Here is a 24,403-nt window from a genome sequence, read left to right on the forward strand (position 1 = left end):
GGTTGGGCAAGGATGAAGCCCCTGTCATGAACGTGGTGGTGATCGGCCACGGCATGGTGGGTCACAAGCTCCTCGAATGTCTGGTGGACGAGGCGAAGTCCGCGCTGCACATCACCGTGTTGTGCGAAGAGCCGCGTCCCGCTTACGACCGCGTGCATCTGTCCGAATTCTTTTCCGGCAAGTCCGCGGAGGACCTGTCGCTCGTCAAGCCCGGCTTCTTCGAGCGCGAGAACGTGCTGCTCAAGCTCAATGCGAAGGCGCTGTCGGTCGACCGCGCGGCGCGCACGGTGCGCATCTCGACCGGCGAGACGCTGTCGTACGACAAGCTGGTGCTGGCCACCGGCTCGTCGCCGTTCGTGCCGCCGATCGCAGGCAACGATCGTCAGGACTGCTTCGTCTACCGCACCATCGAAGACCTCGAAGCGATGCAGGCCTGCGGCGCGCGCGCGAAAACCGGCGTGGTGGTGGGCGGCGGACTGCTGGGGCTCGAATGCGCGAAGGCGCTGCGCGACATGGGACTGGCGGCGCACGTGGTCGAGTTTGCGCCGCGCCTGATGGCGGTGCAGGTCGATGAAGGCGGCGGGCGGGTCCTGCGCAGCAAGATCGAAGAACTGGGCGTGCAGGTGCATACGGCGAAGCAGACGCTCGAAATCGTCGACGGTGAAGCGGGTACGCACCGCATGAAGTTCGCCGACGGCACGCATCTCGACACCGACATGATCGTGTTTTCCGCGGGCATCCGGCCGCGCGACGAGATCGCGCGTGCCTGCGGACTCGAACTGGGTCCGCGCGGCGGCATTGCGATTGACGGCACCTGCCGCACGAGCGACCCCGACATCTACGCGATCGGCGAATGCGCGGCGTGGAACGGCATGGTGTATGGACTCGTCGCGCCGGGCTACGAGATGGCGCGCATCACGGCGAAGCAATTGCTCGGCGACGAGGCGGATTTTGCCGGCGCCGACATGAGCACCAAGCTCAAGCTGATGGGCGTGGACGTGGCGAGCATTGGCGACGCGCACGGCAAGACGCCAGGCAGCCGCTCGTACCAGTTCAGCGACGAGCGCAAACAGGTCTACAAGAAGCTGGTGGTCTCGGAGTGCGGCAAGCAGTTGCTCGGCGCGGTGATGGTGGGCGACGCCGCGGAATACGGCACGCTGCTGCAGATGATGCTGAACCGCATCGAGCTGCCCGACGCGCCGGAATTCCTGATCCTGCCGTCCAGCGACGGCAAGGCCAAGCCGGGTCTCGGCGTCGACGCGCTGCCGGAGGCCGCGCAGATCTGCTCGTGCAATAACGTCTCCAAGGGCGATATCTGCGCCGCGGTATGCGCGGGCGCGACCAGCATCGGCGCGCTGAAGACGGCCACCTGCGCCGGCACCTCGTGCGGCGGCTGCGTGCCGCTCGTCACCCAGGTGATGAAGGCCGAGATGAAGAAGCAGGGCATGGACGTCAACAATCACGTCTGCGAACACTTCCGGTACTCGCGCCAGGAACTGCATCACATCGTGCGCGTGGAAGGCATCAAGACCTTTGGCGCGCTGCTCGAAAAACATGGACAGGGTCTCGGCTGCGATATCTGCAAGCCCACCGTCGCCAGCATTCTTGCTTCGTGCTGGAACGAGTTCGTCCTGAAGAAGGAACACGCCGGCCTGCAGGACTCGAACGATTACTACCTCGCCAACATCCAGCGCGACGGCACCTATTCGGTGGTGCCGCGCATGCCCGGCGGCGAGGTGACGCCGGACGGGCTCATCGCCGTCGGCCAGGTGGCGAAGAAGTACGGCCTCTACACGAAGATCACCGGCGGCCAGCGGGTCGATCTGTTCGGCGCACGCGTCGACCAGTTGCCGCTGGTCTGGGAAGAACTGATCGCGGCCGGTTTCGAATCGGGCCACGCCTACGGCAAGGCGCTGCGCACCGTGAAGTCGTGTGTGGGCTCGACATGGTGCCGCTACGGCGTGGGCGACTCGGTCGGGCTCGCCGTCGGCCTCGAAAACCGCTACAAAGGCCTGCGCTCGCCGCACAAGATCAAGTTCGGCGTCTCGGGCTGCACCCGCGAATGCGCGGAAGCGCAAGGCAAGGATGTTGGCATCATCGCCACCGAAAAGGGCTGGAATCTCTACGTGTGCGGCAACGGCGGCATGAAGCCGCGTCACGCCGAACTGCTCGCGGCGGATCTGGACCGTGAGACGCTGGTGCGCTACATCGACCGCTTCCTGATGTTCTATGTGCGTACGGCCGACCGTCTGCAGCGCACCAGCGTGTGGCGCGACAACCTCGAGGGCGGCCTCGACTACCTGATCGACGTAGTCGTGCACGACAAGCTGGGACTCGCCGCGGAGCTGGAAGCGGAGATGCGCAACGTGGTCGACACCTACGAGTGCGAGTGGAAGAAGGCCGTGACCGACCCCGAGACCCGCAAGCGCTTCCGCCACTTCGTCAACAGCGAAAAGGTCGACGAGACCGTGACCTTCGTCGAGGAGCGCGGCCAGATTCGTCCCGCGACGCCGGCCGAACGCGAGGCTGCCAAGGCGTTCCCGATTCCGGTGATCGTCGAGACGGTTTGAGGCCGCCTTTGTTAAAGCCTTTGCCGCTCACTCATTTGTCCGTTCACTCAATCACGCCGGGAAACCCATCATGAGTCACGACCTGAATCCGCTTAACTGGGTGCCAGTCTGCGCGCTCGACGACATCGTGCCCAACACCGGTGTGTGCGCGCTCGTCGAGGGTAAGCAGGTGGCCGTGTTCAATGTCGCGCAAGGCGAGGGCGGCGTGTATGCCATCGACAATTACGACCCCTGCTCGCAGGCCGCCGTGCTGTCGCGCGGTTTGATCGGCAACCTCGGCGAGCGCATCGTAGTGGCCTCGCCGATCTACAAGCAGCACTTCGACCTGCGCACCGGCGAGTGTCTTGAAGCGCCTGAGCATTCCGTTAGCGCGTTTGCCGCGCAGGTCAAAGACGGCCAGGTCTGGGTCGCGGTATAAACGGGTCGAGCACGTGATGAGCCGCGCTAGCGTCAAGACGGTGTGCCCTTACTGCGGCGTCGGCTGCGGAATGGTCCTGCAGGTCGAGGACGGCCACGTCGTGAAGATTACCGGCGACAAGGAACACCCCGCCAACTTCGGCCGACTCTGCACCAAGGGCTCGTCGGCCCACGTCGCGCTGCGCAAGTCGGGACGTCTGGAAAACGCCTTTCAACGTGGCGACCGCAAGAGCGATCCGATTCCGCTGCCGCTCGAACAGGTGATCGCCGATACCGGCCGGCGCCTGCGCACGCTGCTCGACACGCATGGGCCCGACGCGCTGTCGTTCTATGTGTCGGGGCAGATGTCGATCGAGGCGCAGTACCTCGTGAACAAGCTCGCCAAGGGCTTTGTCGGCACCAACAACATCGAATCGAACTCGCGCCTGTGCATGGCGAGCGCCGGCAGCGGCTACAAGCTCTCGCTGGGCGCCGACGGTCCGCCGGGCTCGTACCAGGACTTCGACCAGGCCGATCTGTTCTTCGTGATCGGCGCCAACATGGCCGACTGTCACCCGATCCTGTATCTGCGCATGATGGAGCGCGTCAAGGCGGGTGCCAGACTGATCGTGGTGGATCCGCGCCGCAATACGACGGCGGACAAGGCGAGCCTGTTCCTGCAGATCAAGCCGGGCACCGACCTGGCACTCCTGAACGGTCTGCTGCATCTGCTGCACGAGAACGGTCAGACGAACCCGGATTTTATCGCCGCCTTCACGGAAGGCTGGGACGACATGCCGGCCTTCCTCGCCGACTACACGCCGGAGAAGGTGGCGGCCATTACCGGCATCCCCGAGGCGGATATCCGTACCGCCGCGCAATGGATCGGTACCGCGCCGGAGTGGATGAGCTGCTGGACCATGGGTCTGAACCAGAGCACGCACGGCACCTGGAACACCAACGCCATCTGCAACCTGCATCTTGCGACGGGCAAGCTCTGCCGTCCGGGCAGCGGGCCGTTTTCGCTGACGGGCCAGCCGAACGCGATGGGCGGCCGTGAAATGGGCTACATGGGACCGGGCCTGCCGGGTCAGCGTTCGGTGCTGGTGGAAGAGGACCGGGTCTTCGTCGAGGCGCTGTGGCAAGTGGCGCCGGGCACGCTCAGAACGGCGGTCGGGCAGGGCACGATCGATATGTTCTCGCGCATGGCGACCGGCGAGATCAAGGCATGCTGGATCATCTGCACCAATCCGGTGGCGAGCGTCGCCAACCGGCAGAACGTGATTGCCGGACTGCAGACGGCGGAACTGGTGATCGCGCAAGACGCCTTTCTCGACACCGAGACCAACCGCTATGCCGACGTGCTTCTACCGGGCGCGCTGTGGGCCGAAGCGGAAGGCGTGATGATCAACTCCGAGCGCAACCTGACGCTCATGCAAAAGGCCATTGACCCGCCGGGCGCGGCGCTGCCCGACTGGCAGATCATCGCGCGGGTGGCCTGCGAAATGGGCTTCGCGGAGGCGTTCACGTATGCATCGGCCGAGGAAGTCTTCGCGGAGATCACGCGTGCTTCGAATCCGAAGACCGGTTACGACCTGCGCGGCGCGAGCTACGCACGGCTGCGGGAAACGCCGCTGCAATGGCCGTGCGCGCCGGGGGCGTCGGTGGTGCCAGGCGCTCCGGTTGCAATGCGCGACCGCAATCCGCTGCGTTATCTGAACGACGGTATCAGTCAGACGTTGAAGGAACGGCCGGACGGCAGCCGGCCGGCGCTGGTTTTTCCGACTGCTAGCGGCAGGGCCGTGTTCTTCGCGCGGCCGCATACGGAGCCGGCCGAAATGCCGGTGCCGGAATATCCGATCGTACTGAACACGGGCCGCTTGCAGCATCAATGGCACACGATGACCAAGACCGGCAAGATCCCGATGCTGAACAAGCTGAACGCCAGGCCGTTCATCGAGATTCACCCGGAGGATGCAGCGGCGCTCGGCATCGCGGCGAAAGACCGCGTCGAAGTGCGTTCGCGGCGCGGCCGCGCGGTGCTGCCCGCTGTGGTGACCGAGCGCGTGCGCGCCGGTTCGTGCTTCGCGCCGATGCACTGGAACGACGTGTTCGGCGACGACCTCTGCATCAACGCGGTGACCCACGACGCGGTCGACCCGATCTCGCAGCAGCCGGAACTCAAGTTCTGCGCAGTGGCGCTGACAAGGGTCGCACCGGAACCGGCCGCCGACGCGGACGATTCCAGAGACTCAGACCACATCCACTCCGGCATCGAAACCGCAGCCCCGGCGCTCGCGGACGATGTCAGTTCTCCGAAGGAAAGGGACATGTCCCGAATCGACGCCCTCGTCAACCTGCTCGGTTTGCCGGACATGCCGGCGCCCCGGCTCGACGACGCTCAACGTGCCTACGTCGCCGGCTTTATCGGCGGCTTGCGTGCAAGCCCAGGCGGACTCGCGGACGGCGTGCCGGTGCTGCCGGCCAGCGCGCCGCTGCCGGTGTCGACGCGGCTCTGGTTCGACGGGATGCTCGCGGGTCTCTACAGCCGTGCCGATGCGGGTACACCGTCGCCGGGCGGCGCGCCACTCCTCGCGTCCGACGCAGCCCTGTCTTCATCCGCCGTGCGGATTGCGCGGACGCGGCCGAAGGTGCTGCTGCTGTGGGCCTCGCAAACCGGCAACATCGAATCGCTGACGGAACGGTATGCGACGCAGTTGATGGAGTCGGGCTTTGAGATTCGCACCACCTGTATGGCGGATTACGACGTCGCCGCACTGGCCAAGGCGCAATATGTGCTGTTGATGTCGAGCACGTTCGGCGACGGCGATCCACCCGACAACGGCGCGAGTTTCTGGAGCGCACTGAAGGCCGAGCACGCGCCGCGCCTCGATAATCTGCGCTACGCGGTGCTGGCGTTCGGCGACCGCAACTACGACGCGTTTTGCGGACACGGCATGGCGCTCGATACGCGTCTCGCGGAGCTGGGTGCGGTGCGCCTGCTGCCGCGCGTCGATTGCGACACGGAGTTTCAACCTGCTGCCGACGCGTGGCTCGAACGGATCGTCGCGCGTATCAAGGAGGAAGACGCCGCGCTTCACGACGTGCCGGCAGACGGCATGATCCCGTCGGTCCTGCCCGGCGCGCTGGCTACCAAGGCGCATCCCGCGGCCTCGCGGCTCGTGACGAATTTGCGGCTTAACAAGCAGGGCGCGTCGAAGGACACGCGGTACTTTTCATTGTCGACCGGCGACTCGGGCCTTGAGTACGAAGTCGGCGATGCACTGGGCGTGTGGCCGAGCAACTGCCCGGAACTTGTCGACGAGCTGATTGGCCTGAGCGGGCTCGCGGCGGATACGGCGGTCCATGTCAGCGGCGCCGGGGAGATGCGCCTCGCCGACGCACTCGGCAAGCACTACGAAATTGCCCGTCCCAGTCACGAAGCGCTGGCGTTCATCGCCTCTCGCGATTCGAGCGGCGCACTCGGCGCCTTGCTCGCCGAAGACCGCAAGGCGGATCTGAAGAAATGGTTGTGGGGCCAACAGTTGGCCGACGTGCTGCACGAGTTTCCCGTGACGCTGACGGCGCCGGAGTTGCTCGGCGTGCTTAAGCGCCTGCAGCCGCGCCTCTATTCGATTGCGTCGAGTCCGAAGGCTCATCCGGGCGAAGTCCATCTGACCGTGTCCGCGGTTCGCTACAGCAATGGCCGGCGCCAGCGCAAGGGCGTGTCGTCGACCTTCCTTGCGGATCGCGCAGGCGATGTCAGCGTGCCGGTGTACGTGCAGAAGTCCGCGCATTTTCGTCCACCGCACGACGGCGATACGCCGATGATCATGGTGGGACCGGGCACCGGTGTGGCGCCGTTCCGCGGTTTCCTGCATGAACGGCTGGCGCGCGGCGACACCGGCCGCAACTGGCTGTTCTTCGGCGAGCAGCATGCCGCGACGGACTTCTATTACGGCGACGAGCTGGACACGATGCGCGCGAAGGGCCTGCTGAACCGGCTCGACCTGGCCTTCTCGCGCGACCAGAGCGAGAAGATCTACGTGCAGGACCGGATGCGCGAACACGGTGCGGAGTTGTGGGCGTGGCTCGAGTCTGGCGCGCATTTCTATGTGTGCGGCGACGCCAGCCGGATGGCGAAAGACGTAGATGCGGCCTTGAAGGCGCTGGTGGCCGGACACGGCGGCATGAGCGACGAGAAAGCGCTCGAGTATGTCAACGGGCTGGCGCGGGAGAAGCGCTATGTGCGGGATGTTTATTGAATATTGAAGCGTGCCGCTTGCGCTGTGCCGGCTGCGTGGCATGACATGGCGCCGTGCAGAGCCACGCCACACCGCGCCATGCTAGCCATGGGTGCTTGCGTGGCTAGCGTCCGGGCTCTCCGTCTAACAGACGCTGCAACTCCACACGGACCTGCGCAATCACGCTCTCCCAATCGCCCGCCGCCGGTTGGCGAAAGATCCTCATGCTGGGGTACCACGGACTGTCGTCCCGCTCCGTCATCCAGCGCCAGCAGGTGTCGAAGCGGTTCAGCAGCCATACCGGCTTGCCGAGCGCGCCTGCCAGATGCGCGACGGAGGTATCGACCGAGATCACCAGGTCCAACTGATCGACTAACGCGGCCGTGTCCTCGAAGTCGTTTAGTTCAGCGGTAGGGTCCAGGATGGCGGGCCCACGCCAGCCTGCTGCCTCCAGTTCCCGTAACTGCGAAACGGCCGGCTCGCCTTTCTGCAAGCTGAAAAACGCCGCACCGGGCAGGTTCAGACCGGCGAACTTCGACAGATGAATCGACCGGCGTGCATCGACGGGGCGCTGAATCGCACGCGAACTGTGCGGGCCGCCGGCCCACACCAGACCGATGCGAAGCGCTTGCCTCACGCCCAGACGCCGTTGCCACGCTAGCGTCTTCTGCGCAGAGGGCGCCACGTAGCGCGGCACGAACGGCACTGTATCCAGCGTGGTCCCGAACGCGAGCGGCAGGCTGATAAACGGGCAATGAAGATCGAACTCGGGCAACACCTCGCCTTGCGCGACCACCTGGGCGACGCCGGGCATTGTCCTGATCAGCGGCACGAGCGGTGCCTGAACCTGCACGATCAGCGTGGCGCCGAGTTCGGCGACCATCGGCAGATAGCGGCAAAACTGCAGGCTGTCGCCGAGGCCCTGTTCGGCGTGCACGAGTATCCGTTTGCCGCGCAGCGATTGTTGCCCCAGCCATAGCGGTTTATCCGAAATCAGTTCGGACGACTTGAGTTGTTCCGTCTGCCAGCGCCATTCATGTTCCGGCCATCCTTCGCGGAAGCGCCCCAGTGTGAGATCGCAGAGCGCATGATTGAAATGCGCGGCCGCGTGGTTCGGCGAGAGCGCGATGGCCGCGTCGTAGTGGCCGAGTGCATCCGTATATTGCCCCAACGCTTCCAGCGCCATGCCGCGATTGCAATGGGCGTCCGCGTGGCTGGGATCGAGGCGTATCGCCGTAGCGAAATCCGCTAGCGCTTCGTGGTGCCTGCCCCAGAAATGCAGCAACAAGCCACGATTGTTGTAGATGTACGTGTTGTTGGGTTCAAGGGAAAGTGCCGTGTCGTACGACACCAGTGAGGCTTCGTACGTGCCGGCTGCGCGCAATGCGTCCGCACGGCCCCAGTGAAACGGGCCATGACCCGGCATGAGGCGGATCGCTTCGTCATGGCTCGCGGCAGCATCCTGATAGCGGCGCAGTGCAAACAGCGACAGTCCCAGGTTGAAGTGGGCAAGCGCGTAGTCCGGCTGGAGCGCAATCGCCCGCTGAAAGCAGCCCATCGCAAGCGAATGATCGCCGAGCGCCTTGATCGCGAGGCCCCGGTTGTTATGAAACGAGGCTTTGGCCGGGTTCAGTGCGATGGCTGTGTCGTAGTCCTGCAGTGCGCGCGCATGCTGGAGCAGCGCATGGTAGGCATTGCCGCGGTTGTTCAAGGCGTCCGCATGGTTCGGCTTGCGCTTGAGCACCTCGTCGTAGCTCGCCGTGGCCGCTGCGTGTTGCTGGGCCGTTTGCTGCGCCTCGCCACGCAGAAAATACGCATCCGCGAGTTCGCTGTTCTCTGCGATGGCACGGTTGGCCCAGTCGATCGATTCCTGCGGCTGCCTGGCGTGTAGGGCGATAAACGCCAGCAATAGCAGCACCTCGCAGGCGTGCGGCGCGAGCTGCACGGCCGCCAGACAGACCTCGCGTGCCTGCGCGACCTGTCCGCCTTGAAACAGCGTGGCCGCTTGCAGCGCCATGTGTTGCGCTTGCGCGGTGATGTCAGCCTGGGAGGGTGTCATGCTTGTCGGTTCGGAAGTCACGCCCGCAAGTATACGGCGCTTGAGGCGACGCTCCCGGTTTTTCAGGGCGCAGCCGCAACGCCCCTGGCTATCGTCACTTACCCTTGCTGCTCATCAGATCCGCGCCGCGACACTGCGGATCCGCGGCGGTGTTAAAGCCCACCAGTGTGAAGCCGTTGCGGGCCTGCTGGATCAAGGCGAAGTGAGGCGCGGCTTTAGCGGGCGTGTCGGTATTCAACTGCACGTCCACCTGGTAGCGCGCGGCGTGGTCACTGCAGGCGCGCACGGCGCCGTAGCTCATGCCGAGTTGCGCCTGTTTTGCGGTTGCGTTAAAGCGCGTGCGCTCGGCCAACGCCTGTGCCGCAGTGGCCGGATCGCTCCATTGACGGGCCTGCGCTTCGTCGATCGTCAGCCATTCGTCGACGAAGTCCCTGCCGTTGTTGGCGGCGGGCTGCACGCGCGTCACCTGATCGCCGTCGACACGAAAACGGAAAATGCCGAGGCGCTGCATCAGATCGCCATCGAGCGAAGCGACCTGCGCGCGCATCTCGAAGCCCTCGGCAGTCGGATTGAAGCTGATCTCCGCGTCGCTGAAGTAGCCGTGCTCCATGTGAAAGACGCCGCGCTGGGCGGAAGCGCCTTCGCCGGGCGCGATCACGTCGAGATCGAAGCGGCTCCAGCGCGACGAGCACCACGGCGTACCGTGCACGACGGCCACCTGGCCATCGTGCAGCGGTACGACACCGAAGGGATCGCCATAGGCGTCGGCGATGCTTTTATAGTCGTCGGCTTGCCAGCGCAGCACGCGCTTCCAGTGCACCCCGTCCCAGCGATAAACGAGCAATACATTGTCGTTCCCGCATTCGATGCTGACGCCGGCGCGCACCAGTACGAGCGGCGCCGCCGAGCTTGCACTGGTGAGCCTTGCGTTGAGGTCCAGTCCGCTGCCGTAGGCCGGTCCCCTGGTCAGTTCATTGGGCGTGACGGCTTTGACCTGTAGAGAAGCCGACAGATCGCGATTGAGCGCCGCGATATCGACGCTTTGCGCTGCGCAGGCCATGCGCGCATCCACTGCCTCGGCGAGCGCCTGCTTGAAGCTGTGCAGCGAGCGCTGCACGGCGACGGGTACGTCCGTGTCGCCTTCTTCGCCGACCGGCGTAAATTTCGAGTCGTGCTGCACCTTTTGCTGGGCGCTCAGTGCGGCGCCTGCCGCAGCATCCGCCGCAGGACAACCGGCCGCGAGCGCGATCCCCGTGGTGAAGACGCACGGCAGGCACAGGGAGAGCAGCGTGACACGACGGAGCGCGCGCAGTGGGTTCATGGGTCTGTCTATAACGTAAGTATCGAGCGACGCGAGAGCGTAACGGTTTTTTTCGCTTTTGTTAACGCCGCTGCTGAATTCGCCGTCGCCGGCCCATGCATTCGGCATCGCGCGCATTCGCCTGGCTGCACTTGCGTCCCCTCCGGCAGTTTGCTCGACGGGCAATTCGGGCTATTCTGCTTCAGGCAGTCCCACACGATTCGCATTTCGCATGGAGGGTACCCAGTGACATCGACCGCTGCGAATATTCCGCTCATTCCCCGCGCGCATCTGTTCGGCAATCCGGAGCGCACTTCCGTGCATATCAGTCCGGACGGCCGCTTTCTCTCATGGCTTGCGCCCCTTAACGGTGTGCTGAATATCTGGGTCGCGCCGGTCGACGACCCGACGCGTGCCCGGGTGGTCACGAGCGATACGAAGCGCGGCATCCGCATGCACGGCTGGACCTATGAAGGCCAGCTCTTCTATCAGCAGGACGTGGACGGCAATGAAGACTTTCATCTCTACGTGGTCGATGTGGAAGCCGGGACCGCACGCAATCTGACGCCGTTCAAAGGCGTGACGGTGCACGTCGAGCGCGTGAGCAAAATCGTGCGCGACCGCATTCTGGTGGCGATGAATCAGCGCGACCCGAAGTATTTCGATCTGCACACGCTGGACCTCGCAACCGGCGAACTCATCCTCGTCGAACAGAATACGGATTTCTCGGGCTTTATCACCGACCGCCGCTACCGGACGCACTTCGCGACACGCACGGCAAGCGACGGCACCCTGGAGGTGCACCGGCGCAATGCGGAAGGCGCATGGACGCCATGGACACATTTCGCGCCGGAAGAGGCGTGGACATCTGGGCCACGCCACCTGAACGCGGACGGCACGGCGCTATTCATGTTCGATAGCCGCGGCCGCGACACCGCGGCGCTGACCCGCATCGATCTTGCCAGCGGCGCGACCGGGGTGGTGGCCGCTCACCCGCGCGTCGATCTGTTCGGTTTCATTCTGGATCCCGACACGCTCGAACCGGTGGCTTACTCGGTCTACGTGGAGCGTCCGGAGTATGTTGCGCTCACAACCGATATCCAGCGCGACCTCGATTTCCTCAACGGCAAGCAACTGGGCGACTGGTCCATCGGCGGAAGGACCGAGGACCAGCGGCTGTGGGTCATCAACGCCGCCTCGGATCTCCGGCCGGCGACAACCTATCTGTACGACCGCGAGCAGCAGACGCTGCGCACCTTGTTCGAGCATCGCCCCGAACTGGCCGGTGCGCCGCTCGTGCCCATGCAGCCCGTCGTGATTCCGTCGCGGGACGGCCTCGAGCTGATCTCCTATCTCACGCGGCCGGCAGGCGCGAACCAGCCGGGACCACTCGTGTTGCTGGTGCATGGCGGCCCGTGGGGACGCGACGGCTTTGGCTTCGATGCCGAGCATCAATGGCTGGCAAACCGCGGTTATAGCGTGCTGAGCGTCAATTTTCGCGGCTCGATGGGCTTCGGCAAAACCTTCGTCAATGCCGGCGACGGCGAATGGGGCCGCCGCATGGACGACGACCTGCTCGATGCCGTGGCCTGGGCCGTCGACAAGGGCATCGCGGACCCATCGCGGGTGGCGATCATGGGCGGGAGTTACGGTGGCTACGCGGTGCTCGCCGGCATGACGCGCAACCCCGAGGCCTATGCCTGCGGGGTGGCGATCGTCGGACCGTCGAATCTGGAGACGCTGCTGGCGAGCATTCCACCTTACTGGGAGTCGTTCCGTACCCAGCTGATTCGCGCTATCGGCGATCCGTCGACCGAAGCGGGTCTTGCGCTGCTGCGCGAGCGCTCGCCCGTGCATCGCGCCGACCGTATCCGTCGGCCGCTCCTGATCGGTCAAGGCGCCAACGATCCGCGCGTGAAGCGTGCGGAGAGCGATCAGATGGCGGACGCGATGAAGGCCAACGGCATCCCCGTGACCTACGTTCTGTTCCCGGACGAAGGGCATGGTTTCGCGCGGCCGGAGAACAACATCTCGTTCAATGCGATCACCGAGGCGTTTCTCGAACGGCATCTGGGCGGCCGGGCCGAGCCGATGCGCGAAGCCGAATGGAACGGCTCGACCGCCGAGATCCTGGAGGGCGCGCAGCTATTGGAGTTGCCGGCGCGGCGCGCAGACTAGGGCGTCTGCGTGCCGTTACCCTCAGCTTGTCGCGCGGCGCTCACGTTAGCGTGGTGGTGAGCGCCGCAAGCTGCGTCGCCGCCGCTGGCGTTGCCGCTCCCGGTTGGTCAGACTTCGTCCGCATGGGCGCGCAGCCGGATCGTCGCGAAGCTGTCGTCGACCCGCAGCTTGCCCGATTCGAAAACCGTGGTGAGCGCCTCGTCCCATTCGCCTTCGACGCGATGATCGTCCCACGCCAGCGGCAACTCGACGGTGCGGTATTCGCCGGTGCGGCGGTTGCGCAGCAAGGTGAGGCGTCCTTTCTTCGAGCGCTTGCCGGCGTCCGTCACCGGGTCCTTGCACACGCCTTGCCATGTCGCGCCAATCCGGATGGCCGAGCACTTCATGGCGAAGCGCTGCGTGTCGCGATTGACCTGTTGCAGCAGGGCGCCGCCCATGCCGAACACGAGATTGTCGGCGGCATAGCCGGCGTCGTCGAGCGCGGCGAGAATCGCTTCGATCGATTCGGCGTTGACGCCGTCGCCCTGAATCACGCGCACGTAATTGAGCACGCGACGCCCCTTGCTGTTGACCGTCGAGCCGAACGATTCGTCCAGCGCGCGCAGCGTTTGCAGCACGATGGTGAGCGGGTCGCCCGAATCCGGCCGGATCACGAGCGTGGCGCCCGAGTCGATCACCGCCTGCTTCAATTGCGTGCCCCACACGTCGAGGGCCGCGAACAGGTCGTAGGAATCGGAGACCACCGAGACGATCGCGCCTTCCTTGCCGAACTGCCGCAGCATGTTGCGATAGGCATCCGCTTCGCCGTCGCGGCCCCAGGCCGTGATCGTGCTGTGCTCGGCGGCCGGCACCGAGAACGCCGCCATCGGCTCGTTATAGAACTGGTTGGCCGCCACCACGCCCAGCACCGTATCCGAACCCATGAAGCTGACCAGGTGCGCCGCCCCGCCGATCGCCGCCGACTCCGCGCTCGACACGCCGCGTGCGCCGAAGTCGTGCAGCTTGAACGGCAGTTGCGTCAGGTCGTCGCTGGTCTTCTGCAGATAGTGACGGAGGGTCTGGCGCAGGTGCCAGCTTTGGGTCGCCACGGTGACGGGGTACCAGATGCGCAGCAACATGGTCTCGAGATAGGAGGCGAGCCAGAATACTTCGGGATCCTCACACTCCACGGTGACGAGCACGTTATGCGCCGGCACCACCGAGCCTTCCGCCACGGCGCGAATCCGCACCGGCAGGTAGCCGTCGTACTGATTCACGATGTAGCGCCAGCCGGCCTCGTTGAACGGCTCGCCGTGCGCGGCGAAGAAGGCCTTGGCCTCGTCGATCATCGCGCCGGTAATCGGGCGGCACAGATATTCCTTGAGCAGCATCTGCAGGCCGAAGAACAGCGTGCGTTCATAGCGGCCGCCGCGCGATTCGATGTACGAAAACATCGCGGACGCTTGCGGCGGATATTGCAGGTAATGCGAGGCCTTGTACGAGTCCGTGTTGAGGATCGGATTGGACAGGATGGCGGCGAAACTGCGCGGGGTGGCTTGCATGGCTAGAGCTCCTCTATGCCGTGGAGATGCCGCCGGGTCTATCCCGGCGGGTGGGACGAATCAACGCTGAATCAAAGTTTGCCGAGGAAGTGGTAGGCGATATCGAAGTGGTCTTCGAACATCACCGTGCGCATCTGCGCGAATACGTTCAGGGGCACCCAGCGCGCCTTGTCGGCGTCGTCGCTGCCTTTCACGCGGGGCAGGTCGCCAACCGGGAAATGAAACAGGAAGGCATGCGTGATGGTGCGGCCGCGCGCCGAACGCTGCGGGTGGTCGAACACCTGGCGGTCTTTCAGCGAGCCGCGCATGACCGGCTCGGGCAGCTTGAGGCCGGTTTCCTCGCGCAACTCGCGCAGGCACGCCGCTTCGAGCCGCTCGTCCTGCTCGACGAAGCCGCCGGGCAAGGCCCACAGGCCACGCCCCGGTTCGCTGCGGCGGCGCACCAGCAGAATGTGGCCGGAATGCACGACGAGCGCGTCGACCGTGACGAAGGTGACCGGGTAGGGGGCGGCCGCCCAGGCTTTCTTGTAGCCCGCAATGAACTCCGCTTCGGATTTCAGTTGCAGGAATTCGGGCCGTGTGCGGAACTGCTCGAGCCAGTCGAACACCGGCGCGGGCACGGCCCACGACACGAAGCTGTTGCTGCGTTCGGCAAAGAACTGGTCGCGGATCTCGGTGGCGGAAATGTCTTCGTTGGCGTCCACCTCGACCAGTTCCCACTGCGGGAACATGCGCAGGTAATACGACGAGCTGTCTTTCGCATGGCCGATCAGGCCGATCTTTTTGCCGGCCGTGTCGCCGAGTTCCGCTGCGACCGCGCCCTGGACCCAGCGAACCCAGTCGCTGTCGTTATACGTGGAGTCCTGCAGGGGGGCGATGGCAACGCGCTCGCGCTCGTCGTCCGCCAGCACCGAGCTGATCATCTGACGCCGTTCGTCGAACGAGAACGGGTCTTTGACGGTGCGAGGCCGGTCGGTTGAGCCAATCAGAATGCAGACTTCGGTCGCGAGACTCAACGCGCGCCGCAGCAGTTCCAGGTGACCGCGATGCAGGGGCTGAAAACGACCAATGAAAATGAGCGCATCGAAGCGCCTGGACAACGTGCTCATGAGAATCCCTCAAGAGATTGGCGGCGCTGGGTCTGTCCCTTGGCCATGACGAAATGCTACGTCCGAATCTATTTCGTCGTCAAACCTTTTTGAAGTATGGGCTGCAAAAAGGCGGCAGTCATGCGCGACGCATCCGGGCCCGCGACGCGTCGCGCATCGACGCTCGCCTACGAGCCGAAGAACGGCGTGCAGTAATCCGGCGGACCGACGCAGTCGCCAGGACCGTTAGGGGTGCCATGCAATGAGGCGCACCCGCACAGCGTCGCACCCGCGGCGACGCATACGGCGAGTTTCACGATGCGCAAGTAGAAAGTCCGCAGTTTCATGATGTTCGGTAGTTCGACAGAGACGGGAGAGCGAAGCGGCGCGCCGCTTGAAAGCAGGGCGGCGCGCGATCGCACCAAGGGTTAAATCAACTCAGTGATGCGCGTACAAGGTGCTGTTCAGGTACGCGAGCTGGCCGTCCTGTTCGGCGTGCACCAGGTCCTGGTACACCTCGGCGCGCGTCTTGCCCGCAATGGGTTGACCATCCGGGGGTACCCATTGGCCTTGTTGCTGCTGCGGCTGCTGCTGCGCGTTGGTCGTGGCGTCGTTGCTGCTGGGTTGGGTCTGGGCAAAGGCCGCGCTGGTTACCAGGATTCCGGCAAGGGCGGCAAGGGTCATGCGTTTCATCGATTCATCTCCGTGCGAGTGAGGCCTGAGAGACAACCGGCGCAGTGCCGTGAGTTGTCCGCTGAGATGCAGGATATGACGCGAGGCCTATCGCAACGGGTTCATGAAAGTGAAGAGATATTTAAAGCGGATCGAGGCGTGCGACGGGGGCAGGGCCGAAGCCGCCGGGCGTGGATTGACACGGTAGATGTTACTAGTTGTCGTACAACATGGCGGGTCTTATGCAAGGTGATTGGGAATCGCGCAGGTGCGACAAACCTGGAAATCTTCGGCCTGACAGCGGTTGCGGCCTCTCCGCGGGTAAACACCCGTGATCTCTTTCTTGATCCAGCGATCTTCAAGACATACGATGTCTGCCGAGGCGGCAGCGGTATCGGCTTATACGGAGCGGCTGGAACAACATCCGGATCGGAGAGAGACATCATCATGGGAATCAAGGTAAGAGGGCTGCGCTGGTGGATGATCGCGTTGCTGTCGCTCGGCACGGTCATGAACTATCTGGCGCGCAGTTCGTTGAGCGTCGCCGCGCCGACGGTCATGCAGAGCCTGCACATCTCCACCGCGCAATACGGCTGGATCACCGGCGCGTTTCTGGTCATGTATCCGTTGGGCGGTCCGCTCACGGGCTATCTGATGGACCGCATCGGCCTGCGCTTCGGCTTCCTGCTGTGCGGTCTCGCATGGTCGGCGATCTGCATGGCGCACGGCTTCGCCACCGGCTGGGTGGGCCTGTTCGTGCTGCGCGGCATGCTCGGACTCGTCGAGGCCTCGTTCATTCCGGCCGGCATGCGTCTCGCGGCGTTCTGGTTTCCGCTGCGCGAACGCGCGATTGCGGCGGGCGTGTTCAATATCGGCACGTCGGTCGGCGCCATCGCCGCGCCGCCGCTGATCGCATGGTCGATCCTGCGCTACAACTGGCAGACCGCGTTCGTGATCGCCGGTGGTATCGGCTTCGTATGGGCGGTGTTGTGGATCGCCTTCTATCGTCACCCCAGTGCACACCCTGCACTGAGCGAACGGGAAGCCGCGCATATCGTCGACGGCAAGGCGCTCGGTCTCGCCGAGGACGGTTCGAAGCCGAACCTGCGCGAGATCTTCGGCTCGCGCAACTTCTGGGGCATCGCGCTGCCGCGTTTCTTCGCCGATCCGGTGTGGGGCACACTGGTGTTCTGGATGCCGCTGTATCTGCATCAGGCGCGCGGTTTCGATCTGAAGGCGATTGCGATGACGGCGTGGTTGCCGTTCGTCGCGGCGGATATCGGCTGCCTGATGGGCGGTTCGGTATCGTTCCTGCTGAACAGGCGCTTCAACCTGTCGATCGTCAATGGCAAGCGGGTCGTCGTCACGGGCGCGGCGTTGCTGATGACGGCGATGGCCGGCGTCGGCTATGTGAAGTCGCCGGGTATGGCGATCTTCCTGCTGTGCCTCGGCGGCTTTGCGCACCAGACGCTGTCCGTGACGGTGATTTCGATGTCGGCCGACCTGTTCCCGCGTCATGAAGTGGCCACGGTCACGGGCTTCGCGGCGCTCTCCGCGGGGATCGGCAACCTGGGCTTCACGCTCGTGATGGGCGCGCTGGTGGCGACGATCGGTTATGCGCCGTTCTTTGTTGCGCTCGGCTTGGGCGATCTGATTGGCGCCGCGTTGATCTGGAGTCTGGTGCGCCCGGCGTTGGCCGAGCGTCGCGCGAACGCGCAGTTGGTACGCGCGGCGCGGGCGTAGCCGGCGGAGAAACGTTCGCCGCTCCGCCCATGTGCATCACGCCGCGACTCGCGGCCCGATAGAGCGAAGCGAGGCCTTCGCTCTATCGCACGCCTTGCACGCCTTGTCGCTTCAGAACGCTTCAGAAGCGATGAGTGATCCCCACGAGGGTCGCGAGCTGGTTAGGCGTCGACGACGCGCTCAAGCCGTTGATATTGGCCACGGCCGCCTTGCCGGACGAGTCGGTTCCCGATGCGCGCTGATAGATCTCCACGACGTAAAGCTGGGTGCGCTTCGAAAGAATGTAGGTTGCGCCAAGATCGCCTTGCTGATACGTGACGCTGTTGACGCCGTAGCCCTTGGTGTAGTCATAGGACGCACCAAGCAGGACGAACGGGTTCAACTGATACTTGAAGTTCACCTCGGCGTTATGGAATTTCTCCGAGCCGCTATAGCCTTCCGGGTTCAGGCTCGCGTCGGCGCCCAGTTGCCTGAACTGTGTGTTGCTATAGACGAGGCCGACCGTGGCCGCGCCCAGCGTGTAGTTGCCGCCCGCGGAGAAGATCTGCTCCGACCCCGCCGACGCGTAGCCCGAGTAAACAAGGCTGCCGGTCATGTTGTTGCCCGTCGAACTGGACGTCGAGTTATTGCCGAAGTACGAGAAGTTAGGATTCTTGATGTTCACGTAGGCCGCACCCAGGCTCAAGGGGCCGCGCACATAACCCGCACCCAGCGACCAGATCTGGTTTTCGCTGAATTGCCCCGCCACGCCGCCGAAACTGTACAGGCCGCCAAACCGGAAGCCTGAGTAGTTCGGGCTGGTGTACTTGATCGAGTTGTTCGAGCGGTAGTCGTTGTTGGTGTTGTCCAGATCGCCCGGATGGCCGCCCAGGTAAGTGGCCCATTGTGCGCCGGCGATATACGGCAACACGTAATCGACGACGGCGTCGTACTGGCGACCCAGCGTCACGGTACCCGCGCGGTCGGACGACAGCCCGACATAGGCCTGGCGGCCGAATTCATCGCCGCCTTGCTGAAAGCGCCCCGTGTTCGAAGCGAAGCCATTTTCCAGCAGGAATACCGCCTTGAGGCCCGAGCCAAGATCTTCGCTGCCGCGCAGCCCCCAGCGATTGCCCAGTACGTTGCTGCTGTTCATTTCGTAGAGGCTTTTGCCGCCGCTGTTGTTGGCGTACACCAGCGCGGTGTCGATCACGCCGTACAACGTTACGCTGCTTTGGGCATGGGCGACGCCGGCGGACAGGGCCGGCACCACCGCGAACGAGGCGATGAGTTTTTTCATTGTAATAAGAGAGGGAGAGTTGAGCGAGTGGGTGTAAAGGCCGCTCAGCCTTCGAGCGGCCGCCGCGCTGTTTCACGCGCGACGATGAGCGAAATGCCGGTGACCACCAGGGCGATCGAGACATACAGCGACACCGCGACCGTATTGCCCCAGTACTTGTAGAGACTCACGATGATGAGCGGCGCGAAGCCGCCGCCGAGGATGCCCGCCAGCGTGTAGGCGAGCGACGAGCCGGCATAGCGCACGCGGGTCGGAAACTGTTCGGTGACGAAAGCGGCCTGGGGTCCATACATGGCGGCATGAATCACGAGGCCAACCACCACCGCGAGCACGATCAGCAACGGCTGGGCGCTGTCGAGCAGCACAAAGAAGGTAAAGGCCCAGACGATCGCCGCGAGTGTGCCGGCCAGATAGACGGGCCGCCGGCCGAAGCGATCCGATAGCGCGCCGAACAACGGCACAGTGGCCGCATTGCAGGCGGTGCCGATGAGCACCGCGGTGAGCGCCGTCGTGCGGGACAGGTGCAGCACGGTCGTCACATAGGTGAGCGTGAAGACCACGAGCAGCGCATACAGCACGTCCGAGCCGATCCGCGAGCCACCGGCTACCAGCAGGCGGCGCCAGTGTTGCGTCAGCACTTCGGCAACCGGCACCTTGGCCGTTGCGTGGGCCTGGCTCAATTGTTCGAACTGCGGCGTTTCTTCGACGCCTCGCCGGACCCACAAGCCGAAGCCGACCAGCAGCACGCTGGCGATGAACGGCACGCGCCATCCCCAGGCGAGAAAGTCGTCGGACGATAGCGCGAGCGTGATCAACGCGATAAAGCCGGTGCCGAGCAGCGTGCCGAGCGAGGGCCCCACCTGGGTCCACGAGGCATTGAAGCCGCGCCGCTTCTGATCGCCGTGTTCGACGGAGAGCAGCACCGCGCCGGCCCATTCGCCGCCCAGTGCAATGCCTTGCACGAAACGCAGCGCGACCAGCAGCAGTGGGCTCGCGATACCCGCCGACGCGTAGGTGGGCAGCACGCCCATCAACGCGGTGGTCACGCCCATCAGGAGCAGGGTGAGCATCAGCACCGCGCGCCGGCCGATCCGGTCGCCGAGGTTGCCGAACACGAAGCCGCCGAGCGGCCGCGACACATAGCCGACGGCGTAGGTGGACAGCGCGAGAATGGTCCCCGCGAGCGGATCGACCGAGGGGAAGAACAGGCGGTTGAACACCAGCGCGGCGAGCGTGTTGTAGACGGTGAAGTCGTACCATTCGAGCGAGGTGCCAACCATGCTGGCGGCCGCGAGCCGGCCACGTCGTGGTTGCGGGTGATCGAGCGGGGAGTGCTGGGCAAGCGTGTTCATGGAAACCTCGTGCGTAGGCGGAAGGAAGCCGGTCGGATGCGCGGGTGCGCCGGCTGCGTCAGGCAGCGATGCGCCAGAGCAGATCGAAGGTGCGCACGTCGCTACGCGACACGCCTGCCTCAGCGGCCAGCTCTTCGGCGAGCGCGCGCGTGGCGGCCGCGTTGCTGCCCTCGACGAGGATCAGCGCGTCGGCGGCGGGCAGTGCGGTGGCGGGATCCGGTGACGTGTTGAGCGGAACCGAAAGTGCGGGCGTCGTGCAGAAGAGCCGCGCCCCGTGAATGCCGGGAATGGTCACGCCCGTTTCGAGCTGCGGCCGCAACGACGCGGCGTCGACGCGCTCAGGCGGCAGCACGACGAGCGCAAGGTGAGCGCCTTCGCCGTCGCCGGTCTCGAGCGTGAGTTCGCCGACGCGCCGCTGCGTGTCCACCATGCGCGCGAAGTTGTCCAGCGACCACTGCGTCTGCACCGTGAACGCCTGCCGGTAAGCGGCGCTGCGGAACACTTCGAGGGTGTCGGTCACGTACAGCGCGAGATAGCGGCGCGGGCCGCCGTCATTGGACTTGAACCGGCGCGCGTAGCGAAACCCGGGAATCGCGACACGCTCCTGCATGTGTTCGCGGTCGTACCAGGCGTTGAAATCGGCTTCCAGAGCCGGAGTGGGGTTGGTGTCAGTCCAGATGCAAAGCTGGCCGCGCGGCGGGGTCATGCTCATCAGTCGGTCCCTGCGAAAGTGAAAGAGATTCGTCAGGGCACAGTGTCGCGACCGTCAGCCATTGCGGTCCAACAAGAAAATAAATTCCCAGTGAAAAGGTTTTCTTATGAGCCGCGTTTCGCGGCCGGTTGCTTGCCGCTGCGCGCAGGCGTGGCGGCCCGCGTGACGCGCGCCGGGCGGCGCGGCGGTTCGCTTGCCAGCGTGCGATCGAATTCGCCGGCGGCCTGGCGGGCCAGTTCCGCGATGCGCGCGGCGAGCGGATGGCTTTGCGCGCGGTGTACGGCAACGAGCGGCATGGCGGGAAATTCCGAGCTGACGTCGAGCACCTCGAGCACCCCTTCGCGCAGTTCGCGTTGCACGACCGCCGGCGGCAGCGCGGCCACGCCGAAGCCGTCGGCGACGAGCCGGATCATCGCCGCGACCGAGGTGATGCAGTTGATGCGGGCGGGCCGTTCGACAGCCGTGCTTAACAATTGTTCGAGCGTCGCGTGCGGACCGGAGTGACGCGAGAAACTGACGATCGGGAATTCCGCGAGCTGCGCCAGATCGAGTTTCCTGCCGGCCAGACCGAGCGTGGGACTCGCTACCCAGCGCACCGGAAACTCGGCGAGCGGCAGGTTGGTGAAATCGGGGCCGCTCAGTATGTCGGTCTGCAGGATCAGCTCGACGGCGTCGGTGCGCAGCAGATGCGCGAGGTGGATAGTGGTGTCGCCCGTCACCTCGATTTCGAGCCGCGGATAGCGTTCCCGCACGAGCGCCATCAGCGCGGGAAACCAGCTATGCACGATCGACTCGATCACGCCAATACGAATCAGGCCCGAGTCCGCATCCGCATCGTCGACTTCGCGGCGCATCTCTTCACCGAGGCGCACGATACGCTCCGCGTACGCGAGCATCTTGCGGCCGGCCGGTGTGAGCGTTGCCGAACGCGAGTTGCGCTCGAACAGCCGGATGCCGAAGCTCTCTTCGAGCGACGCGATCCGGCTCGAGACAGCGGCTTGCGTGGTATGCAACTGTTCGGCAGTGAGGCGGAAATTTTGCAGCTTGGCGAGCCAGACGAAGGTTTCGAGGAAGCGGATGTTCATGATGAGAGGCCCGTTCGAGCAACGTTAAGCGGCGCAGAAGGCGCTTATGGTAGAGGTTTCCGGGCGGGGAGCAAAAAAGAAGCGGGGCGAGCGGCGAGGGCGCCCGCCCATGAAGGCACATTGCGGGCGAAGCGATTCACGGCAGACGCTGGCTGCCTGAAGACGGGAGTATGCTGGCGTAATCCAGACGCTCCGGGCGCTCAGACAAGCGGTGAAATGAACGATCGCCGAACGATCGCCGCCCGCTTTGTCCGCAGCGGTCCCCACGCGTTTCAACGTTTTGCGAAGCACAACTGGAGGGACATCCATGAACATCAGTCCTCTCGCCGGCAAGCTCCCGTCGCACCGCATGCTGGTCAATGTCCCCCGCCTCATTTCGGCGTACTACTCGGACACGCCGGACCCGGCGATTGCCGCGGAACGGGTCGCTTTCGGCACCTCGGGGCATCGTGGCTCGCCGTTCGAGCGCAGCTTCAACGAATGGCATGTGCTCGCCATCACCCAGGCCATTTGTCACTATCGAAAGCAGCAGGGTATCGATGGGCCGCTCTTTCTCGGCATCGACACGCACGCGCTCTCGGAACCCGCCAACGCCAGCGCACTCGAAGTGCTGGCCGCCAACGGCGTCGATGTGATGATCGCGGCGGACGGCGAGTACACGCCCACGCCGGCGGTGTCGCGCGCGATCCTCGTGTATAACCGCGGCCGCACCACCGGCCTCGCCGACGGCATCGTGGTGACGCCGTCGCACAACCCGCCCGAAAGCGGCGGCTTCAAGTACAACCCACCCAACGGCGGCCCCGCCGACGGCAGCGTCACCGGCTGGATCGAGAAGTCTGCCAACGCCTTGCTCGAGAGCGGGCTCGACGGCCTGCTGCGCGTCTCGCTGGCGCGCGCGCTGGCCTCGTCGAGCACGCATCGGCACGACTACCTCAACGCGTATGTCGACGACCTCGCCAATGTGATCGACATGGACGTGATACGCGGTGCGCCGATCCGCCTTGGTGTCGATCCGCTAGGCGGCGCGGGCGTGCACTACTGGGGGCCTATTGCGGAGCGCTACGGGCTGAACCTGAGCGTCATTAACGATGAGGTCGATCCCACCTTCCGCTTCATGAGCCTCGACTGGGACGGGCGGATCCGCATGGACCCGTCCTCGCCTTATGCGATGCAGCCGCTGCTCGCGCAGAGGGATCACTTCGACGTGGCCTTCGCCTGCGATACCGATCACGACCGCCACGGCATCGTCACGCGCGCGGCGGGTCTGTTGCCGCCCAATCATTACCTCAGCGTGCTGGTCGATTATCTGTTCGCGCATCGGCCGAACTGGTCCGCTCGCGCGGCGGTGGGCAAGACCATTGTCAGCAGCCAGATGATCGATCGGGTGGCCGGCAAGCTGGGCCGCACGCTTTACGAGGTGCCGGTCGGCTTCAAGTGGTTCGTCGACGGCCTCGTCGACGGGTCATTGGGCTTCGGCGGCGAGGAGAGCGCGGGAGCGAGCTGTCTGCGCCTCGACGGCACGGCGTGGACCACCGACAAGGATGGCATCGTGCCGGCCTTGCTGTCGGCGGAGATCACCACACGTATCGGCCGCGACCCCGCCGAAATCTATCGCGACCTGACCCAGCGCCTCGGCGAGCCGGCCGAGCGCCGCGTGCAGGCCGCCGCCACGGCGGCGCAGCGGGCGCAACTGGGCAAGCTGTCGCCCGCGCAGTTTCCGCACACCGAACTGGCCGGCGAGAAGATCGAGCAGGTGCTCGACCGCGCGCCGGGCAATGGGGCGGCCATCGGCGGCATCAAGGTGATCACGAAGAGCGGCTGGTTCGCCGCGCGCCCGTCGGGGACCGAGGACATCTACAAGATCTATGCGGAGAGTTTTCTCGGCGAGGACCACCTGACCCGCATCGTTGAGGAGGCCCAGGCGATGGTGGACAGCACGCTGGCGCAACAGGGGACAACGCCCGGCGGCGCTTAGCCCAAAGCCCGCAGCATCTGGACGTCGCACAGCGCCACGCCTTCTTCCGGCGGCGCTTTCAACCCGAAAAGTCCTGCACCGTACAGACTCGCGCCGGAGCGCAGGTCATCCTATCCGGATGACGTTGCGCTGCGGCTGCGCGTCGGCGCCTGGCGATCCTGAGCGTTCCGATGCCGACTGAGCGAACAGTCTGGTCCACATGATCACAG

The 24,403-nt window shown here is 64.9% G+C and carries 16 protein-coding genes; 6 read left to right on the forward strand and 10 right to left on the reverse strand.

The window, feature by feature from the left end:
* The first annotated feature begins 26 nt into the window (after positions 1–26).
* The 3 genes from nirB (at position 27) to P3T42_RS01230 (ending at position 7,231) form a co-directional block, all read left to right on the forward strand.
* Entirely contained in the window at positions 27–2,570 is a 2,544-nt protein-coding gene (nirB, locus tag P3T42_RS01220; RefSeq protein WP_429305246.1) for a nitrite reductase large subunit NirB, read from the forward strand.
* Between the two features lie 70 nt (positions 2,571–2,640).
* Positions 2,641–2,988, forward strand: coding sequence for a nitrite reductase small subunit NirD (gene nirD / locus P3T42_RS01225; protein ID WP_074299228.1), 348 nt, complete (start codon positions 2,641–2,643; stop codon positions 2,986–2,988).
* A 16-nt stretch (positions 2,989–3,004) separates the two neighbouring features.
* Positions 3,005–7,231, forward strand: a complete 4,227-nt coding sequence (locus P3T42_RS01230) for a molybdopterin-dependent oxidoreductase (RefSeq protein ID WP_429304932.1) — start codon at positions 3,005–3,007, stop codon at positions 7,229–7,231.
* 103 nt (positions 7,232–7,334) lie between these two features.
* Here P3T42_RS01230 and P3T42_RS01235 read toward each other — a convergent pair whose 3' ends face one another.
* Positions 7,335–9,269, reverse strand: coding sequence for a tetratricopeptide repeat protein (locus tag P3T42_RS01235; protein ID WP_429304933.1), 1,935 nt, complete (start codon positions 9,267–9,269; stop codon positions 7,335–7,337).
* A 94-nt stretch (positions 9,270–9,363) separates the two neighbouring features.
* Positions 9,364–10,590, reverse strand: coding sequence for a hypothetical protein (locus P3T42_RS01240; RefSeq protein ID WP_429304934.1), 1,227 nt, complete (start codon positions 10,588–10,590; stop codon positions 9,364–9,366).
* Positions 10,591–10,815: 225 nt separating this feature from the next.
* Here P3T42_RS01240 and P3T42_RS01245 point away from each other — a divergent pair, with 225 nt between their 5' ends.
* Positions 10,816–12,747 (forward strand): alpha/beta fold hydrolase, encoded by a 1,932-nt coding sequence (locus P3T42_RS01245; RefSeq protein ID WP_429304935.1) that lies wholly within the window; start codon positions 10,816–10,818, stop codon positions 12,745–12,747.
* A gap of 107 nt (positions 12,748–12,854) precedes the next feature.
* Here P3T42_RS01245 and P3T42_RS01250 read toward each other — a convergent pair whose 3' ends face one another.
* From P3T42_RS01250 to P3T42_RS01265, 4 genes are all read right to left on the reverse strand, one after another.
* On the reverse strand, positions 12,855–14,288 hold the full coding sequence (locus tag P3T42_RS01250) for a nicotinate phosphoribosyltransferase (RefSeq protein WP_429304936.1): 1,434 nt from the start codon (positions 14,286–14,288) through the stop codon (positions 12,855–12,857).
* A gap of 71 nt (positions 14,289–14,359) precedes the next feature.
* Positions 14,360–15,397, reverse strand: coding sequence for a bifunctional nicotinamide-nucleotide adenylyltransferase/Nudix hydroxylase (locus P3T42_RS01255; RefSeq protein WP_074299222.1), 1,038 nt, complete (start codon positions 15,395–15,397; stop codon positions 14,360–14,362).
* Between the two features lie 167 nt (positions 15,398–15,564).
* Positions 15,565–15,723: a hypothetical protein gene (locus P3T42_RS01260; protein ID WP_171991698.1), complete on the reverse strand. Its 159-nt coding sequence runs from the start codon at positions 15,721–15,723 to the stop codon at positions 15,565–15,567.
* A gap of 91 nt (positions 15,724–15,814) precedes the next feature.
* Entirely contained in the window at positions 15,815–16,069 is a 255-nt protein-coding gene (locus P3T42_RS01265; RefSeq protein WP_429304937.1) for a DUF4148 domain-containing protein, read from the reverse strand.
* 426 nt (positions 16,070–16,495) lie between these two features.
* On the opposite strand from P3T42_RS01265, the gene P3T42_RS01270 reads away from it, so the two are divergent.
* Positions 16,496–17,791: an MFS transporter gene (locus P3T42_RS01270; protein ID WP_074299218.1), complete on the forward strand. Its 1,296-nt coding sequence runs from the start codon at positions 16,496–16,498 to the stop codon at positions 17,789–17,791.
* 121 nt (positions 17,792–17,912) lie between these two features.
* On the opposite strand, the gene P3T42_RS01275 is transcribed toward P3T42_RS01270, so the two are convergent.
* The 4 genes from P3T42_RS01275 to P3T42_RS01290 all read right to left on the reverse strand — a co-directional run bounded on the left by P3T42_RS01275 (position 17,913) and on the right by P3T42_RS01290 (position 22,219).
* Positions 17,913–19,070: a porin gene (locus P3T42_RS01275; RefSeq protein WP_074299216.1), complete on the reverse strand. Its 1,158-nt coding sequence runs from the start codon at positions 19,068–19,070 to the stop codon at positions 17,913–17,915.
* Between the two features lie 44 nt (positions 19,071–19,114).
* A complete protein-coding gene (locus P3T42_RS01280) occupies positions 19,115–20,422 on the reverse strand; it encodes an MFS transporter (RefSeq protein ID WP_074299214.1) in 1,308 nt (435 codons plus the stop codon).
* Positions 20,423–20,480: 58 nt separating this feature from the next.
* Positions 20,481–21,134: a hypothetical protein gene (locus P3T42_RS01285; RefSeq protein ID WP_429304938.1), complete on the reverse strand. Its 654-nt coding sequence runs from the start codon at positions 21,132–21,134 to the stop codon at positions 20,481–20,483.
* A 104-nt stretch (positions 21,135–21,238) separates the two neighbouring features.
* Positions 21,239–22,219, reverse strand: coding sequence for a LysR family transcriptional regulator (locus P3T42_RS01290; protein WP_429304939.1), 981 nt, complete (start codon positions 22,217–22,219; stop codon positions 21,239–21,241).
* A 307-nt stretch (positions 22,220–22,526) separates the two neighbouring features.
* On the opposite strand from P3T42_RS01290, the gene pgm reads away from it, so the two are divergent.
* On the forward strand, positions 22,527–24,194 hold the full coding sequence (gene pgm, locus P3T42_RS01295; RefSeq protein ID WP_429304940.1) for a phosphoglucomutase (alpha-D-glucose-1,6-bisphosphate-dependent): 1,668 nt from the start codon (positions 22,527–22,529) through the stop codon (positions 24,192–24,194).
* The last annotated feature ends 209 nt before the right edge of the window (positions 24,195–24,403 follow it).

This window comes from Paraburkholderia sp. GAS38, assembly GCF_050434965.1.
Taxonomy (GTDB): domain Bacteria; phylum Pseudomonadota; class Gammaproteobacteria; order Burkholderiales; family Burkholderiaceae; genus Paraburkholderia; species Paraburkholderia phenazinium_A.

Bases quoted from the DNA above. Each gene is read 5' to 3' on its own strand.
- P3T42_RS01255 (WP_074299222.1), bottom strand. From the start codon at position 15,397: ATGAGCACGTTGTCCAGGCGCTTCGATGCGCTCATTTTCATTGGTCGT.
- pgm (WP_429304940.1), top strand. From the start codon at position 22,527: ATGAACATCAGTCCTCTCGCCGGCAAGCTCCCGTCGCACCGCATGCTG.
- nirD (WP_074299228.1), top strand. From the start codon at position 2,641: ATGAGTCACGACCTGAATCCGCTTAACTGGGTGCCAGTCTGCGCGCTC.
- P3T42_RS01240 (WP_429304934.1), bottom strand. From the start codon at position 10,590: ATGAACCCACTGCGCGCGCTCCGTCGTGTCACGCTGCTCTCCCTGTGC.
- P3T42_RS01280 (WP_074299214.1), bottom strand. From the start codon at position 20,422: ATGAACACGCTTGCCCAGCACTCCCCGCTCGATCACCCGCAACCACGA.
- P3T42_RS01290 (WP_429304939.1), bottom strand. From the start codon at position 22,219: ATGAACATCCGCTTCCTCGAAACCTTCGTCTGGCTCGCCAAGCTGCAA.
- P3T42_RS01260 (WP_171991698.1), bottom strand. From the start codon at position 15,723: ATGAAACTGCGGACTTTCTACTTGCGCATCGTGAAACTCGCCGTATGC.
- P3T42_RS01275 (WP_074299216.1), bottom strand. From the start codon at position 19,070: ATGAAAAAACTCATCGCCTCGTTCGCGGTGGTGCCGGCCCTGTCCGCC.
- P3T42_RS01270 (WP_074299218.1), top strand. From the start codon at position 16,496: ATGGGAATCAAGGTAAGAGGGCTGCGCTGGTGGATGATCGCGTTGCTG.
- P3T42_RS01235 (WP_429304933.1), bottom strand. From the start codon at position 9,269: ATGACACCCTCCCAGGCTGACATCACCGCGCAAGCGCAACACATGGCG.
- P3T42_RS01250 (WP_429304936.1), bottom strand. From the start codon at position 14,288: ATGCAAGCCACCCCGCGCAGTTTCGCCGCCATCCTGTCCAATCCGATC.
- nirB (WP_429305246.1), top strand. From the start codon at position 27: ATGAACGTGGTGGTGATCGGCCACGGCATGGTGGGTCACAAGCTCCTC.
- P3T42_RS01285 (WP_429304938.1), bottom strand. From the start codon at position 21,134: ATGAGCATGACCCCGCCGCGCGGCCAGCTTTGCATCTGGACTGACACC.
- P3T42_RS01230 (WP_429304932.1), top strand. From the start codon at position 3,005: ATGAGCCGCGCTAGCGTCAAGACGGTGTGCCCTTACTGCGGCGTCGGC.
- P3T42_RS01265 (WP_429304937.1), bottom strand. From the start codon at position 16,069: ATGAAACGCATGACCCTTGCCGCCCTTGCCGGAATCCTGGTAACCAGC.